15 protein-coding genes are annotated in these 15102 nt (G+C 63.5%); 11 read left to right on the forward strand and 4 right to left on the reverse strand.

Going from position 1 to position 15102, the window contains the following annotated elements; translation table 11 throughout:
• The first annotated feature begins 40 nt into the window (after positions 1–40).
• The 5 genes from Atro_RS15740 to Atro_RS15760 all read left to right on the forward strand — a co-directional run bounded on the left by Atro_RS15740 (position 41) and on the right by Atro_RS15760 (position 3750).
• Positions 41–796 (forward strand): TerC family protein, encoded by a 756-nt coding sequence (locus Atro_RS15740; protein WP_497923723.1) that lies wholly within the window; start codon positions 41–43, stop codon positions 794–796.
• Between the two features lie 108 nt (positions 797–904).
• Positions 905–1204 (forward strand): FeoA family protein, encoded by a 300-nt coding sequence (locus tag Atro_RS15745; protein ID WP_497923725.1) that lies wholly within the window; start codon positions 905–907, stop codon positions 1202–1204.
• A 7-nt stretch (positions 1205–1211) separates the two neighbouring features.
• Entirely contained in the window at positions 1212–3059 is a 1848-nt protein-coding gene (gene feoB / locus Atro_RS15750) for a ferrous iron transporter B (RefSeq protein WP_497923727.1), read from the forward strand.
• 15 nt (positions 3060–3074) lie between these two features.
• Positions 3075–3230, forward strand: coding sequence for a FeoB-associated Cys-rich membrane protein (locus Atro_RS15755; protein WP_497923729.1), 156 nt, complete (start codon positions 3075–3077; stop codon positions 3228–3230).
• Positions 3231–3300: 70 nt separating this feature from the next.
• Positions 3301–3750: a YaiI/YqxD family protein gene (locus Atro_RS15760; RefSeq protein WP_497923731.1), complete on the forward strand. Its 450-nt coding sequence runs from the start codon at positions 3301–3303 to the stop codon at positions 3748–3750.
• A 25-nt stretch (positions 3751–3775) separates the two neighbouring features.
• Here the strand turns inward: Atro_RS15760 and elbB are convergent, their stop codons facing one another.
• Positions 3776–4429, reverse strand: a complete 654-nt coding sequence (gene elbB, locus Atro_RS15765; RefSeq protein ID WP_497923733.1) for an isoprenoid biosynthesis glyoxalase ElbB — start codon at positions 4427–4429, stop codon at positions 3776–3778.
• 347 nt (positions 4430–4776) lie between these two features.
• Between elbB and hemB the strand changes: the two genes are divergently transcribed.
• Complete coding sequence (gene hemB / locus Atro_RS15770; RefSeq protein WP_497923734.1) at positions 4777–5790, forward strand: porphobilinogen synthase; 1014 nt, start codon at positions 4777–4779, stop codon at positions 5788–5790.
• Between the two features lie 16 nt (positions 5791–5806).
• A complete protein-coding gene (ppk1, locus tag Atro_RS15775) occupies positions 5807–8029 on the forward strand; it encodes a polyphosphate kinase 1 (protein WP_497923737.1) in 2223 nt (740 codons plus the stop codon).
• Between the two features lie 46 nt (positions 8030–8075).
• Here ppk1 and ppx read toward each other — a convergent pair whose 3' ends face one another.
• Positions 8076–9581 carry an exopolyphosphatase gene (ppx, locus tag Atro_RS15780; RefSeq protein WP_497923739.1) on the reverse strand — a complete coding sequence of 502 codons (1506 nt, stop codon included), beginning with the start codon at positions 9579–9581 and terminating at the stop codon, positions 8076–8078.
• Positions 9582–9912: 331 nt separating this feature from the next.
• On the opposite strand from ppx, the gene trxA reads away from it, so the two are divergent.
• The 4 genes from trxA (at position 9913) to Atro_RS15800 (ending at position 14444) form a co-directional block, all read left to right on the forward strand.
• Positions 9913–10239: a thioredoxin TrxA gene (trxA, locus tag Atro_RS15785; RefSeq protein ID WP_497923741.1), complete on the forward strand. Its 327-nt coding sequence runs from the start codon at positions 9913–9915 to the stop codon at positions 10237–10239.
• Positions 10240–10568: 329 nt separating this feature from the next.
• The gene (gene rho / locus Atro_RS15790) at positions 10569–11828 is read left to right on the forward strand and encodes a transcription termination factor Rho (RefSeq protein WP_497923743.1); all 1260 of its coding nucleotides are present in this window, start codon (positions 10569–10571) and stop codon (positions 11826–11828) included.
• A 92-nt stretch (positions 11829–11920) separates the two neighbouring features.
• Positions 11921–13387, forward strand: a complete 1467-nt coding sequence (ubiD, locus tag Atro_RS15795; RefSeq protein ID WP_497923745.1) for a 4-hydroxy-3-polyprenylbenzoate decarboxylase — start codon at positions 11921–11923, stop codon at positions 13385–13387.
• Between the two features lie 88 nt (positions 13388–13475).
• On the forward strand, positions 13476–14444 hold the full coding sequence (locus Atro_RS15800; RefSeq protein WP_497923746.1) for a CDP-6-deoxy-delta-3,4-glucoseen reductase: 969 nt from the start codon (positions 13476–13478) through the stop codon (positions 14442–14444).
• Here the strand turns inward: Atro_RS15800 and Atro_RS15805 are convergent.
• Together Atro_RS15805 and Atro_RS15810 are read right to left on the reverse strand one after the other, a co-directional pair.
• On the reverse strand, positions 14426–14836 hold the full coding sequence (locus Atro_RS15805) for an EVE domain-containing protein (RefSeq protein WP_497923747.1): 411 nt from the start codon (positions 14834–14836) through the stop codon (positions 14426–14428). The genes Atro_RS15800 and Atro_RS15805 overlap by 19 nt on opposite strands.
• A complete protein-coding gene (locus tag Atro_RS15810; protein WP_497923749.1) occupies positions 14820–15059 on the reverse strand; it encodes an EVE domain-containing protein in 240 nt (79 codons plus the stop codon). The genes Atro_RS15805 and Atro_RS15810 overlap by 17 nt, the downstream gene beginning before the upstream one ends.
• Between the last annotated feature and the right edge of the window lie 43 nt (positions 15060–15102).

Below are 15102 nucleotides of genomic sequence, written 5' to 3' on the forward strand. Positions count from 1 at the left end.
GACTTTCCACGATCATCCCCGCAGCGAGAGGTAGTCTCACATGGAGTGGTTCTTCAACCCGGAGATCTGGGTCGCCTTCCTCACTCTGACCGCCCTGGAGATCGTCCTCGGCATCGACAACATCATTTTCATCTCGATCCTGGTCGGCCGCCTGCCCAAGGAGCAGCAGGCTCGGGCCCGCCTCTTCGGTCTGGCATTGGCAATGGGTACGCGGATCCTGCTGCTGCTGTCGATCGCCTGGGTGATGCGCCTGACCAGCGACCTGTTCTCGGTGCTCGGCCAAGGTGTGTCCGGACGCGACCTGATCCTGTTCTTCGGCGGCCTGTTCCTGTTGTTCAAGAGCACCATGGAAATCTGGCACAGTCTCGAAGGCGAGGCGGAGGAGGGCCACAAGGAGGGGGCCAAGGCCGGCTTCATCGGAGTGATCCTGCAGATCGCGGTGATCGACATCATCTTTTCGCTGGACTCGGTGATCACCGCTGTCGGCTTGGTGCAGAACGTGCCGGTGATGATCGCCGCGATCGTCATCGCCGTGCTGGTGATGATGGCTGCCTCCGGCACCATCAGCGACTTCATTGATAAGCATCCATCGCTGAAGATGCTGGCGCTGTCCTTCCTCATCGTGGTCGGCACCCTGCTGGTGGCCGAATCCTTCGAGGTGCACGTGCCCAAGGGCTACGTCTACTTTGCCATGGCCTTCTCCCTGGCCGTCGAGGCGCTCAATATCCGCATGCGCACCGCCATGAAGCGCAAGCTCAGCGAACCGGTGAAGCTGCACAAGGACCTGCCGGACTGAGATTCCGGGCGGCAGGACGCTGCCGCCCGTTGCAGGCGCCCTTCCTGTTGCGCTCGGCTGCCGCATCCGCCACTATTAATAATCAATCTCGATTATTGAGCCACCGGAATGCCCAGTAAAACCATTGACGGCGCTGTCTTGCCGTCCGCCCACACCCCTTTGCACCGGTTACCCAAGGGCTCCACGGCCAGGGTTGTGGACATCGCCTCCAGCGCCCTGTTCGGCGACATGGACGATCAGGTGACCTTGCGGCTGAAAGAGCTGGGCTTCCTGCCCGGTGCCATGCTGCAGGTCATCGGCTTCGGCCTGTTCGGTGCCGATCCGATTGCGGTGCGCATCAACGGCACCAAGTTCGGCCTGCGCCGCGCCGAGGCCGAGAAAGTCCTAGCCATTCTTCAGCCCGCGTGACGCCCCCATGTCCCAGTCCGTTTTGCACTTCGCTCTGGTGGGCAACCCCAACTGCGGCAAGACCGCGCTCTTCAATTGCCTGACCGGTGCCAAGGCCAAGGTGGCGAACTACGCCGGCGTCACCGTGGAAAAGCGTAGCGGCCCGCTGGCCGGCCTGCCCCGCCCCGCCGAACTGATCGACCTGCCCGGCACTTATAGCCTGTACGTGGCCTCGCCGGACGAACAGGTGGCACGCCGCGTCATCCTCGGCGAGATGCCCGGCGAGGTGCGTCCAGACGTACTGGTGGCGGTCGTCGATGCCACCAACATCAAGCTGGGCCTGCGTCTGGTGCTGGAGCTGAAGGCGCTGGGCCTGCCGATGATTCTGGTGCTCAACCTGGCCGATGCCGCCCGCCACCGTGGCATCAACATCCGCACCGGGCTGCTGGCCGAGCGCCTGGGCATGCCGGTGGTGGAGACCGTCGCCGTGCGCAGGAACGGCGTGGCCGACCTGCAGGCCGCCCTGCGCAGCCTGGCCGCCGGCGTGCAGAGCCGCACGGGCAGTCTCAGCCTGCCCGAACGCGGCGAGGCGGTGGAGTCCCTGTACGCACGCATCGACGCCCTGCTGGCCGACTGCGTCGAGGCGCCGGCGTCCACGCCGCGCTGGCAGGACAGGCTGGATGCGCTGGTCATGCATCCGGTGCTGGGGCTGGTGATTCTGGCGGCCACCCTGCTGCTGATGTTCCAGGCCGTGTTCGCCGGGGCGGCACCGCTGATGGACGGCATCGAGGCCTTGGTTGGCTGGCTGGGAGAATGGGTCGGCGCACTGCTGCCGGCCGGTATCCTGCATGATTTCGTGGTAGACGGCCTGATCGCCGGAATGGGCAGCGTGCTGGTCTTTCTGCCGCAGATCATCATCCTGTTCGCCTTCATCCTGGCGCTTGAGGATTCCGGCTACCTGCCCCGCGCGGCCTTCCTGCTCGACCGCATGATGCGTGGCGTCGGCCTGTCCGGCCGCTCGTTCATCCCGCTGCTGTCCAGCTTTGCCTGCGCGGTGCCCGGCATCATGTCCACGCGCTCGATCCCCAATCCGCACGAGCGCTTGATCACCATCATGACGGCGCCGCTGATGACCTGTTCGGCGCGCCTGCCGGTGTATGCGCTGGTGATCGGCGCCTTCGTGCCGCAGCGCACGGTCTGGGGGCTGTTCAACCTGCAGGGGCTCACCCTGTTCTGTCTGTATGTCGCCGGGATCGCCAGCGCTGCGCTGGTGGCCTGGATCTGCCGCAGACAACGGGGGAAGAGCGAGTCCTTCCCGCTGCTGCTGGAGCTGCCCAACTACCGCTGGCCCAACCTGTACCACTTCCTGCTGGGCTTGAAGGAACGCGCCTGGATCTTCCTGAAGCGCGTGGGGACCATCATCCTGGCACTGTCCATCGTGCTGTGGTTCCTGGCGACCTTTCCCGGTGCGCCGGAGAACGCCACCCTGCCGGCCATCGAATACAGCTTCGCCGGCATGCTGGGCAAGTTCATGCAGCCGCTGTTCGAGCCGCTGGGATTCAACTGGCAAATGTGCATCGCCCTGATTCCGGCCATGGCCGCGCGCGAGGTGGCGGTCAGCACGCTGGCCACCGTGTACGCGATCAGTGGCGGCGATGCCGCGCTGGGCAGCTCGCTGGCTCATAGTTGGAGCCTGCCGGTGGCATTGGCCTATATGGCCTGGTTCGTGTATGCGCCGCAGTGCGTGTCGACCATCGCCGTGGTGAGGCGCGAAACCAACTCCGTACGGGCCACGCTGATCTTCACCACGTACCTGTTCGTCCTAGCCTATGTCGCGGCGCTGCTGGTGCGGAATCTCGCGGCGGTCTGGGTCTGAAGGGAGGGCGGCAATATGGAAGGGCAGTGGATTCAGGGCGCCGTCGTCGGGCTGATGATCATCGGGGCGGTGCTTTACCTGCTGCGCCGCTATCTGCCCTGCCGGCACAAGGCGACAGGAGCCAGGGGGCGTACCAAGTGCGATAACTGCTCCGGCGGCGGCTGCCACTAGAGGTTAGATCCTGAGGGCCGTGCTCGGCCGTTTGCACCATACTGCTGCTTTTGTGCGAGGGGTCCGAGACATGCGTGTATGGATCGATGCCGATGCTTGTCCGCGGGCAGCCAAGGATCTGGTGATCAAGTTTGCCCTGAAGCGTGGCTTCGAGGTGCTGTTGGTGGCCGGCCAGAGTCAGGTCAGACCGGCGTTCGCTTGCGTGCGGCTGATCGTGGTGCCGAGCGGCCCGGATGCGGCCGACGACTACCTGGTGGAGCATGCCGCGCCGGGCGAGTTGGTGATCTGCAGCGATATCCCGCTGGCCGACCGCCTGTTCAAGAAGGGCGTGGCAGCGCTGGACCCGCGCGGGCGCGAATTCGACGAGCGCAACATGGGCGAGCGTCTGGCGCTGCGCAACCTGCTCAGCGACTTGCGCGACCAGGGCCAGATGGGCGGCGGTCAGCCGCCTTATGGCGAGCGCGAGCGGCAAGCCTTCGCCAATGCTCTGGACCGTCTGACGGTGCGCCTGGGCCGCTGAGCCCACGGCGCACTGTCAGTGTTGTTCAGGCCAGTTCGAGGACGCGGTCGACCAGCTTGTTGATACCGCTGGCGGTTTCGCCGATCGACTTGGCGAGCATGTAAGCAGGCGTGGTGACCAGCTTGCGCTCGGTGTCGACGACGATCTCGTCCACCGCACAGATCTCATGTTGTGCGCCCATCTTGGTCAGGGCTGCGGCGGTATCCGGATCACTGCCGATGGTACAGATCACGCCGGGGCCGTAGATCCTGGCCGCCAGCGCCGGCGCGATGCAGATGAGGCCTATCGGCTTGCCGGCCTGGGCGAAGGCCTGGGCAAAGGTCAGCACGTCGGGCTGCACGGTGCAGTTGGCGCCACTGACCGCGAAGTCGGAAAGGTTCTTCGCGGCGCCGAAGCCGCCGGGCAGGATCAGGGCGTCGAAGTCCTCGACCTTGCCTTCGCGCACGTCCTTGATGTTGCCGCGGGCCAGGCGTGCCGCCTCCACCAGCACGTTGCGGCTTTCCTGCATTTCCTCGCCGCGGTAGTGGTCGATGACATGCAGTTGCGGGATGTTCGGTGCGAAGCACTGGAAGCGGGCACCGCGCTGGTCGAGGCGCAGCAGGGTGATCACGCTTTCGTAGATTTCGGAACCGTCATAAACGCCGCAGCCGGAGAGGATGACTGCAACTTTCTTATTCATGGAGCCTCCTGGAATAGGCCGGGCGCCCGCGCGTGCGGAACATCCCGGCGATGTCTGGTGAAGGGACGCTGCGCATCCGCAATGGATGGGAAGCCGTGGGCCAATCCTAGCCGCTCGCCGCCGGAAGCGACATGCCGGCAACATGGCAAGACGGCTCCGCGGCAGGTGCCAAGGCAGGCATTGCGGCGCAATCCCGGTAAAGTGCTGGCCCTCGGCGGTGGTGCTGGCGACAATGGAGGCAGGGACGACGAGCCGTCGGTACTTGCGTCCTGATCGTCATATTTCGGTCATCTGATCGGCTTATAACCGTCATATTGCACCCGTCTGCCCGGGTCCTGGAGTCCGCCGTGAGCTTTACCTCCGCCAATCGCCTGTTCCCCGCCACCCGCCTGCGCCGTAACCGCCGCGACGAGTTCTCCCGCCGTCTGGTGCGCGAGAAGGTGCTCACCACCAACGATCTGATCCTGCCGGTCTTCGTGCTCGACGGCGAGAACCGCCGCGAGCCGATCCCGTCGATGCCCGGCGTCGAGCGCCTGTCGATCGATCTGTTGCTGAAGGAGGCCGAACAGCTGGTGGAACTGGGCATTCCACTCATCGATCTGTTTCCCTATATCCCCGCCGAGCGCAAGTCGCTGGACGCCGCCGAGGCATGGAATCCGGAGGGGCTCATCCAGCGCGCGGTCCGGGCCTTGCGCGAGCGTTTCCCCGACTTGGGGGTAATGACCGACGTGGCGCTCGATCCCTATACGGTCCATGGCCAGGACGGGATCATCGACGAGGACGGCTACGTGCTGAACGATGTGACCATCGACGCCCTGATCAAGCAGGCGCTGTCCCATGCCGAGGCCGGTGCACAGATCGTTTCGCCGTCGGACATGATGGACGGGCGCATTCAGGCGATGCGCGAGGCGCTGGAGCTGGCCGACCACACCAACGTGCGGATCATGTCCTATTCGGCGAAGTACGCCAGTGCTTATTATGGCCCGTTCCGCGATGCCATCGGTTCGGCCGGAAACCTCGGCAAGGGCAACAAGTTCACCTACCAGATGGATCCGGCCAACGGCGACGAGGCCCTGCACGAGGTGGCCCTTGATCTGGCCGAAGGCGCCGACATGGTGATGGTCAAGCCGGGTATGCCCTACCTGGATGTGCTCCGCCGGGTGAAGGACGAATTCCGCGTGCCGACCTTCGTCTACCAAGTCAGCGGCGAGTACGCCATGCATATGGCGGCGATCCAGAACGGCTGGCTGGGCGAGGCGGTGATCCTCGAGTCCCTGATCGCCTTCAAGCGTGCCGGAGCCGACGGCATCCTGACCTACTTCGCCAAGCGTGCGGCAGAACTGCTGAAACAAGGGCACTAACTTCCGGGAAGCTCAGATGAATACCGAAGGTCTCAACGACAACGCCTTGCTCGAAGCCGAACCGGCACAGAAGCCGCTCGCCGAACTCCCGCAGGCCGGGCTCGGGCTGGAGGCGGAACAGGTTCCCAGTGAGCCGCCTCCGGACGCGTCGCCCGCACCGGTACCGGGTCTGGACGATACCAGTCTGTATATCCATCGAGAGCTGTCCCAACTGCAGTTCAATGCCCGTGTGCTGGCGCAGGCACTGGACGAGTCCTATCCGCTGCTCGAGCGGCTGAAGTTCCTGTTGATCTTCTCCGGCAATCTCGACGAGTTCTTCCAGATCCGTGTCGCCGGCCTGAAGAAGCAGGTCGCCTTCGCTCGCGAGCTGGCCGGCGCCGACGGCCTGCAGCCCCACCAGGCGCTGCCCTGGATCAGCGAGCAGGTGCACGAACTGGTGGCCCGTCAGTACGCCATCCTCAACAAGGTGCTGCTGCCCGAGTTGGCCCGCCACCAGATCAACTTCATCCGCCGCCGGAACTGGACGCCCAAGGTCAAGACCTGGGTGCGTCGCTACTTTCGCGAGGAAATTGCGCCGATCATCACGCCGATCGGCCTCGATCCGACACACCCCTTCCCGCTGCTGGTGAACAAGAGCCTGAACTTCATCGTCGAGCTGGAGGGGCTGGACGCCTTCGGCCGCGATTCCGGCCTGGCCATACTGCCGGCGCCGCGCCTGCTGCCGCGGGTGATCCGCATTCCGGAGGAAGTGGGTGGGCCCGGCGACAACTTCGTCTTCCTGTCCTCGATGATCCATGCCCATGCCGACGATCTGTTCCAGGGCATGAAGGTCAAGGGCTGCTACCAATTCCGCCTGACCCGCAACGCCGATCTGTCGTTGGACGAGGATGTCGAAGACCTGGCCCGCGCCCTGCGCGGCGAGCTGTATTCCCGGCGCTTCGGCGATGCGGTGCGGCTGGAGGTGGTGGACACCTGTCCGCAGCACCTGACCGCCTATTTGCTCAAGCAGTTCGGCCTGTCGGAGGCGGAGATGTATCGGGTCGACGGCCCGGTCAACCTGACCCGCCTGTTCAGCATCACCGGCCTGGACAGTCATCCGGAACTGCAGCATGCCCCCTTCACCCCGGTGATTCCCAAGGCGCTGCAGAACAGTGAGAACATGTTCAACGTGATCGGCAAGCAGGACATGCTGCTGCTGCATCCGTTCGAGTCCTTCACGCCGGTGGTCGATCTGCTGCGCCAGGCGGCCAAGGATCCTCATGTGCTGGCGATCAAGCAGACCCTGTACCGCTCCGGGGCCAATTCGGAGATCGTCGATGCCCTGGTGGAGGCGGCGCGCAACGGCAAGGAGGTCACTGCAGTGGTCGAGCTGCGCGCGCGCTTCGACGAGGAGTCCAACCTGCAGCTGGCCAGCCGCCTGCAGCAGGCCGGTGCGGTGGTCATCTATGGCGTGGTCGGCTTCAAGACCCACGCCAAGATGATGCTGATCCTGCGTCGTGAGAACGGCGAGCTGCGCCGCTACGCGCACCTCGGGACCGGCAACTATCACACCGCCAATGCCCGCCTGTATACCGACTACAGCCTGCTGACCGCCGATGTGGCACTCTGCGAAGACGTCTCCAAGCTGTTCAACCAGCTGATCGGCATGGGCAAGACCCTACGGATGAAGAAGCTGCTGCATGCGCCTTTCACCCTGAAGAAGGCTCTGCTCGACATGATCGCCCGCGAGACGCAGCATGCCAGCGAGGGCAAGCCGGCGCACATCATCATCAAGATCAACGCGCTGACCGACGCGAAGATGATCCGTGCGCTGTACAAGGCCAGCCAGACCGGGGTGCGGGTCGATCTGATCGTGCGCGGCATGTGCTGCCTGCGCCCAGGTATTCTCGGGGTTTCGCACAATATCCAAGTGCGCTCGATCATCGGCCGCTTCCTCGAGCACACGCGGGTGTTCTACTTCCTCAACGACGGCGAAGAAAAGCTCTACTTGTCCAGTGCCGACTGGATGGAGCGCAACCTCGACCGGCGAGTCGAGACCTGCTTCCCGGTCGAGGGCAAGAAGCTGATGCTGCGGGTAAAGAAGGAGTTGGAGGCCTACCTCGCCGACAACACCCAGAGTTGGCAGCTGCAGCCCGATGGTAGCTACCTGCGCAACAGCCCGAGCGGCAACCAGAACCTGCGCAACGTTCAGGCCATGCTGCTGGAGAAGCTGAGCAGTCCCACGCTCGGTACGCGCTGAGGGGAGGGGGCTGGGGCCGCCGGGTAGCAGCCCCAGCGTCCTCGTCTTAGCGGGCCAGAATGCTGTAGCCGACCCGCGCCAGCCACTCGGCCTCCTGGGCGAAGTCGGCCTGGGTCAGCGGGTTGGCGTTCAGCCAGCCCTCGGGAAAGGTCAGCTCCAGGGCACGTTCGCTGGCACGGAACTGCACCTTGGGCATCTCCTGAGTACCGCGAATGTGGTGGAAGAGGATCGCTACGCGCAGGAGGATGCACAGCCGCACCAGCTTGTCGCCGTCGTCACTGCTGAACTCGTTGAACTTGTCCCGCGGGATGTTGCGCCGGTGGCCTCGGACCAGCAGCGCGAGCATCTGCTGGTCCTTGCGCGAGAAGCCGGCCAGGTCGGAGTGCTCGATCAGATAGGCGCCGTGCTTGTGGTAGTGGTAGTGGGCGATGTCCAGACCGATCTCGTGCACCCGCGCGGCCCAGCTCAACAGTTCGCGGTGGCTTTCGTCCTCCAGGCCCCAGGCGCTGGCAACCTGCTCCAGGGCCGAGAGTGCCTTGGCCTCGACCCGCACGGCCTGTTCCTGGTCGACGCGGTAGCGCTCCATCAGCGAGACAAGGGTGCGTTCGCGGACGTCTTCGTGATGGTGGCGGCCGAGCAGGTCGTAGAGCACACCTTCGCGCAGGGCGCCGTCCGAATAGGTCATCGTCTGCAACTGCAGGGCGTCGAACACCGCCTCCAGGATCGCCAGACCGGCGGGGAAGATGGGCCGGCGGTCCGCCTTGATGCCGTCCATGTCCAGCTTGTCCACATCGCCGAGCTTGAACAGCTTGCGTTTCAATCGGGCGATGCCTTCGGCGGTCACCTCGCCGTTGCTGTGGCCCTCGCCCTGGATCGCCAGGCCGACCGCGCGGATGGTGCCCGAAGAGCCCACCGCCTCCTGCCAGCCGAGACGCTGCAGGGCATTCTCGATGGACATCAGTTCCAGGCGCGCGGCGGTATAGGCCTGGGCATAGCGGGCCGGGGTGATCTTGCCGTCGGCGAAGTGGTTGCGGGTGTAGCTGACGCTACCCATCTGCAGGCTTTCGCGCAGCAGCGGTTCGAAATTCTCGCCGATGATGAACTCCGTGCTGCCGCCGCCGATGTCCACGACCAGGCGCTTGCCGGCGGCGCTCGGTAGGGTGTGGGAGACGCCGAGGTAGATCAGGCGTGCCTCTTCGCGGCCGGAAATCACCTCCACCGGATGGCCGAGGATCTCGTTGGCGTGGCGGATGAATTCGTTACGGTTGCGCGCCTCGCGCAGGGCATTGGTGGCGACGATGCGCACTGCTCCTTTCGGCAGGCCGTTGATCAGTTGGGCGAAGCGGCGCAGACAGGCAAGCCCGCGCTGCATGGCCTCTTCGCTGAGCTGGTGCTGTTCATCGAGCCCTGCACCCAACTGGACTTTCTCGCCCAGGCGCTCGAGCGGGCGGATCTCGGTCCGATCAGGCTTGGCCAGCACCATATGGAAGCTGTTGGAGCCAAGATCAATGGCGGCAATCAGGGGGAAGCTCTCGGCTTGGTTTTTCGGCATGTCAGGTGTCTCGATGGCAGAACCGCGCCGTCCGGCCACGGGAGAGCAGTTGTACCAGTTTACGGAGGAAGGGTCCAAAGCAGCTTGTGCGATAAACGGTCCATTATAAGACTTGACTCCAATTGCGACGATGCGCCCGAATGTCTCTTGGCACTGTCGTTCAGAGCGACGGGCAGGTGGGCTCCTTCCGGCGCGGTTGTGCCGGCCGGAGCCCAGGCGCCTCTTTCGCATGCGGCGGGCCAGGGGGCAGAGCGGTGCGCTCGCCTTCCGGTGCGCGCCAATGCGGGCTATCATGTTCGGAAATTTATGCTTCCGACCACGGAGATTTTCCATGAGCGAACTCATCACCAACGTCAGCGACGCCAGCTTTGAGCAGGATGTGCTTCAGGCCGAGGGGCCGGTGCTTGTCGACTATTGGGCCGAATGGTGCGGGCCGTGCAAGATGATCGCTCCGGTGCTCAACGAAATCGCCAAGGATTACGAAGGTAAATTGAAAGTCTGCAAGCTGAATATCGACGAGAATCAGGGCACTCCGGCGAAATACGGTGTGCGCGGCATTCCGACCCTGATGCTGTTCAAGGGCGGTAACGTCGAAGCAACCAAGGTCGGCGCTCTGTCCAAGTCTCAGCTGGCCGCCTTTCTCGACAGCAATATCTAAGTTTGCCTGCCAGGCGCACCCTCCGCTCCCGGGCTGGTTGAAAGCATGCACGCCGGGGCTGGCTGGTCCCGTGGTCTTGAGCCCGGCGAGCTGTGTGTATCGAAAGAGGCTGGGAGCGGTCGGCTTGCTTGGCGCGGAGATGCGGTTTTTGTCGTATGAGGCTGGACGCACCTTGTATGGGGTGTTAGATTCGGCTCTCGCAGCGAATTTACCGCTGTCCTCCGTCAGTCGTCGCCGACGCATCTCTTTAGAATAAGTACAGCGACCCGATCGCCTTCCCTGCGGCGCGGCTTTCCCAAGCTCAACGCTTTCTGCCCTCTTATCGTCTTATGAATCTGACCGAACTCAAGCAAAAGCCTATTACCGAACTGCTGGAAATGGCCGAACAGATGGGCCTGGAGAACATGGCCCGTTCGCGCAAGCAGGATGTGATTTTCTCCCTGCTGAAAAAGCATGCGAAAAGCGGTGAGGAAATCTCCGGTGATGGCGTGCTGGAGATTCTTCAGGACGGCTTCGGATTCCTGCGCAGCGCGGACTCCTCCTACCTGGCCGGGCCGGACGACATTTATGTTTCGCCGAGCCAAATCCGCCGATTCAACCTGCGTACCGGCGATACCATCGTCGGCAAGATCCGCCCGCCGAAAGAGGGCGAGCGCTACTTCGCACTGCTCAAGGTCGACTCGATCAACTTCGACCGGCCGGAAAACGCGAAGAACAAGATTCTGTTCGAAAACCTCACTCCGCTGTTCCCCAACGCCCGTCTCACTATGGAAGCCGGCAACGGCTCCACCGAAGATCTCACCGGCCGGGTGATCGATCTCTGCGCGCCGATCGGCAAGGGCCAGCGTGGTCTAATCGTTGCGCCGCCGAAGGCCGGTAAGACGATCATGCTGCAGAATATCGCCAGCAACATCACTCGCAACAACCCAGAAGTGCACCTGATCGTTCTGCTGATCGACGAGCGCCCGGAAGAGGTGACCGAAATGCAGCGCACCGTGCGCGGCGAAGTGGTCGCCTCCACTTTCGACGAGCCGCCGACTCGCCACGTACAGGTCGCCGAGATGGTCATCGAGAAGGCCAAGCGCCTGGTCGAGCACAAGAAGGATGTGGTGATCCTGCTCGATTCCATCACTCGCCTGGCGCGCGCCTACAACACGGTGATTCCCAGTTCCGGCAAGGTGCTTACCGGCGGTGTGGATGCCCATGCCTTGGAGAAGCCCAAGCGCTTTTTCGGTGCTGCACGCAACATCGAGGAAGGCGGAAGCCTGACCATCCTCGCCACCGCCTTGGTAGAAACCGGTTCGAAGATGGACGAGGTGATCTACGAGGAGTTCAAGGGCACCGGCAACCTGGAGCTGCAATTGGACCGGCGTGTCGCGGAGAAACGCGTGTTCCCGGCGATCAACATCAACCGCTCCGGCACCCGTCGCGAAGAGCTGCTGACCGGTGAGGAGGAGCTGCAGCGCATGTGGATCCTGCGCAAGATCCTGCATCCCATGGACGAGATCGCTGCCATCGAGTTCCTCCTCGACCGGCTGAAGGACACCAAGACCAACGAGGAATTCTTCCAGTCGATGAAGCGGAAGTAGTCCGCCGCGACAAGTCGCAAGCCGCAGACTGCAAGGGGCAGGTTAGCGCCCGCCTGCGGCTTGAGGCTTGTTGCCAGAGGCTCGCAGCTCTCATGAAATATTCTGATCTCCGCGACTTCTTGCGCGCCTTGGAGGCGCGTGGCGAGCTCAAGCGCATCCAGACGCCGGTTTCACCTGTACTGGAAATGACCGAAATCTGCGATCGCACCCTGCGTCGTGGGGGGCCCGCACTATTGTTCGAAAAGCCGCAGGGTTTCGATATGCCGGTGCTCGGCAACCTGTTCGGTACACCGCAACGTGTGGCGTTCGGCATGGGGGCCGAGGACGTTTCCGAGCTGCGCGAGATCGGTCGGTTGCTGGCTTTCCTCAAGGAGCCGGAGCCGCCCAAAGGGCTGAAGGATGCCTGGGACAAGCTGCCACTCTTCAGGAAGGTGGTCAGCATGGCTCCCAAGGTGCTGAAAGACGCGCCTTGTCAGGAGGTGATCCTCGAGGGCGAGGAGGTCGATCTCGGCAAGCTGCCCGTGCAGCACTGCTGGCCGGGAGATGCCGCACCGCTGATCACCTGGGGCCTGACCATCACTCGTGGCCCAAACAAGGAGCGGCAGAACCTCGGCATCTACCGGCAGCAGGTGATCGGCCGCAACAAGGTGATCATGCGCTGGCTCAGCCATCGTGGTGGTGCGCTTGATTATCGCGAATGGTGCCAGAAGTATCCGGAGCGTCCCTACCCGGTAGCAGTGGCTCTGGGTGCCGATCCGGCGACCATCCTCGGCGCGGTCACGCCGGTGCCGGACACTCTTTCCGAATACGCCTTCGCCGGTTTGTTACGTGGGCAGCGAACCGAGCTGGTCAAGGCTGTCGGCAGCGACCTGCAGGTGCCGGCCAGTGCGGAAATTGTGCTAGAGGGCCATATCTCTCCGGGAGAGATGGCCGACGAGGGTCCCTACGGCGATCACACCGGTTACTACAACGAGGTCGACCGTTTCCCGGTGTTTACCATCGAGCGCATCACCCGTCGGCGAGATGCCATCTATCACAGCACCTATACTGGGCGTCCGCCGGACGAGCCGGCCGTGCTTGGCGTGGCATTGAACGAGGTGTTCGTGCCGATCCTGCAGAAGCAGTTCCCGGAGATCGTCGATTTCTACCTGCCGCCGGAGGGTTGCTCCTACCGTATGGCGGTGGTGACCATGAAGAAGCAGTATCCCGGCCATGCCAAGCGCATCATGCTGGGCGTATGGTCGTTTCTGCGTCAGTTCATGTATACCAAGTTCGTCATCGTTACCGACGACGACATTAACGCTCGCGACTGGAACGACGTGATCTGGGCCATCACCACCCGCATGGATCCAAAGCGAGATACCGTGCTGATCGACAATACGCCGATCGATTACCTCGATTTCGCTTCGCCGATTTCCGGTCTGGGCTCGAAGATGGGGCTGGATGCCACCCACAAGTGGCCCGGCGAGACCAGTCGCGAATGGGGGCGGGCCATCCGTCAGGATCCGCAAGTGAAACAGCGCGTCGACGAGCTCTGGCCTCTGCTGGGCATCGACTGAGGGGCTCCCGGCAACGGAATGCCGCTCAAGCTCATCTGTTCGCGGCTCGGGCCGCTCCCACGATTTACCCCTTTAGCGGCGGAACATCATGAAAGTGACCCTGCAACCCTCTGGCGCCGAACTCGATGTGGATGTCGGCGAGTCCATCCTCGATGCCGCGCGGCGTCTCGGCTATGACTGCCCGCAGGGCTGTCGCAACGGCAACTGCAAGGCCTGTGCGGCGCTTCTGGTCGAGGGGCGGGTACGCCAGGGCCATGAGGTGCTTGCCCAAGGCGAACTGCTGCCCTGCAAGGCCGAGCCGCTGGAAGATTGCGTGCTGCACTGGAATGGCGTGCTGGCGCCAGGCGAATTGCCGGTGCGCGAGCTGAGCTGTCAGCTGATCGACTGTGAGGAGCTCGGTGGCGACGTGTTCCGTGTGCGGCTGCTCGCTCCGGCGGGCAAGCCGCCGCGCTACTACGCCGGGCAGTACCTGCAGCTGCAGCGCGAGGACGGCAGCCTCTCCTCTTTTTCCTTGGCTTCGGCGCCCGACATGGGGCGCGAGCTGGAGTTGCATATTCTGGCACGTGAGGTGTCGGCCAAGGAGTTGCTGGCGTTCATTCGCCGCCAGGGCTTCGCCCGCGTGTGCCTGCCGTTCGGCGAGGCTCATTTGCAAGGGCTGCCGGAAGGACCGTTGGTGCTGATCGCGGCCGGCACGGGCATGGCGCAGATGCAGAGTTTGGTAGAGCATTGCCGGGCGAACGGCTTCGCCTGGCCAATCCATCTCTACTGGGGAGTGCGGCGGCCGGAGGACTTCTACCGGCTGCCTTATGCAGAAGAGTGGCAGGGCTTCTCCAATCTGCACCTGCACCGGGTGGTCAGCGACCTGTGTGGCTGGGAGGGGCGTTGTGGGCTGCTGCACGAAGCGGTGCGGCAGGACTTCGCCGACTTCCGGGCGCTGAGCGTCTACGCTAGCGGCTCGCCCAGCATGGTCTATGCAACCCTGGACGCTTTGGTCGAGGCCGGCATGGATGCTCGGCAGATGCGCGCGGACGTCTTCGCCTACGCCCCGCGGCCCTGATCTCTTCCGTCGCTGCCGACTCGGCGCAGGTTAAGCACGGTGGCCCATTCGCCGGCCTCCACCGGCGTCACCGAGAGGCGGCCGCCTTTTTGAAATAGCGGTAGCTGCGCCAGGCCTGAGGTACTGCGCAGATGAATCAGTTCGATGATTTCGCTGAAAGCCTCGACGAATTCCACATCGACCGCGCCCCACGGATTTTTCCCTGTGCTGGCCCTGGCGTCGAAGCAGGGACTGTGCGGATCGAGGGTGCTAGGGGCCCCGGATAGGCCACTTTGACGATGCGGCCGACTCTGGGCAATTCCTGGTCGCGGGCAGCTGGAGTGGTAGAAGAACAGCTCGTTGACTTGCATGTGGTGCAGGAAGTTGTGCACCTGATTAATTGCGCACTCCATCCCAGCGTGCCTGGCGGAGGCGCTGTAGTGTACGGATGGATAACTCGTCAGGTTCGGACTTCATCAGCCAGTAAGGCATGGGGATCGGCTCCGGATTGCCGGTCATCGGAACGCCGGAAGAAGCTTCGATCTTATTGACGACCGGGGTTTGATTGGCCGGTCGAGTTGGCGGAGAATGCCGCCGCTTTTTAGGGGGGAGGTGGCTTTTGCAGCCGCCATTCATTGCTGTTCATCATCGTGCAGTGCCTTGAAGGGGGAGGCAATCG

This window comes from Azotobacter tropicalis, from assembly GCF_059739045.1.

What these genes read in the sequence shown, in the direction of transcription:
- Atro_RS15810 (WP_497923749.1), bottom strand. Translation starts at nt 15,059, where the DNA reads ATGAATGGCGGCTGCAAAAGCCACCTCCCCCCTAAAAAGCGGCGGCAT.
- Atro_RS15760 (WP_497923731.1), top strand. Translation starts at nt 3,301, where the DNA reads ATGCGTGTATGGATCGATGCCGATGCTTGTCCGCGGGCAGCCAAGGAT.
- trxA (WP_497923741.1), top strand. Translation starts at nt 9,913, where the DNA reads ATGAGCGAACTCATCACCAACGTCAGCGACGCCAGCTTTGAGCAGGAT.
- Atro_RS15740 (WP_497923723.1), top strand. Translation starts at nt 41, where the DNA reads ATGGAGTGGTTCTTCAACCCGGAGATCTGGGTCGCCTTCCTCACTCTG.
- ppk1 (WP_497923737.1), top strand. Translation starts at nt 5,807, where the DNA reads ATGAATACCGAAGGTCTCAACGACAACGCCTTGCTCGAAGCCGAACCG.
- ubiD (WP_497923745.1), top strand. Translation starts at nt 11,921, where the DNA reads ATGAAATATTCTGATCTCCGCGACTTCTTGCGCGCCTTGGAGGCGCGT.
- Atro_RS15800 (WP_497923746.1), top strand. Translation starts at nt 13,476, where the DNA reads ATGAAAGTGACCCTGCAACCCTCTGGCGCCGAACTCGATGTGGATGTC.
- Atro_RS15805 (WP_497923747.1), bottom strand. Translation starts at nt 14,836, where the DNA reads ATGGAGTGCGCAATTAATCAGGTGCACAACTTCCTGCACCACATGCAA.
- Atro_RS15755 (WP_497923729.1), top strand. Translation starts at nt 3,075, where the DNA reads ATGGAAGGGCAGTGGATTCAGGGCGCCGTCGTCGGGCTGATGATCATC.
- ppx (WP_497923739.1), bottom strand. Translation starts at nt 9,581, where the DNA reads ATGCCGAAAAACCAAGCCGAGAGCTTCCCCCTGATTGCCGCCATTGAT.
- rho (WP_497923743.1), top strand. Translation starts at nt 10,569, where the DNA reads ATGAATCTGACCGAACTCAAGCAAAAGCCTATTACCGAACTGCTGGAA.
- Atro_RS15745 (WP_497923725.1), top strand. Translation starts at nt 905, where the DNA reads ATGCCCAGTAAAACCATTGACGGCGCTGTCTTGCCGTCCGCCCACACC.
- elbB (WP_497923733.1), bottom strand. Translation starts at nt 4,429, where the DNA reads ATGAATAAGAAAGTTGCAGTCATCCTCTCCGGCTGCGGCGTTTATGAC.
- feoB (WP_497923727.1), top strand. Translation starts at nt 1,212, where the DNA reads ATGTCCCAGTCCGTTTTGCACTTCGCTCTGGTGGGCAACCCCAACTGC.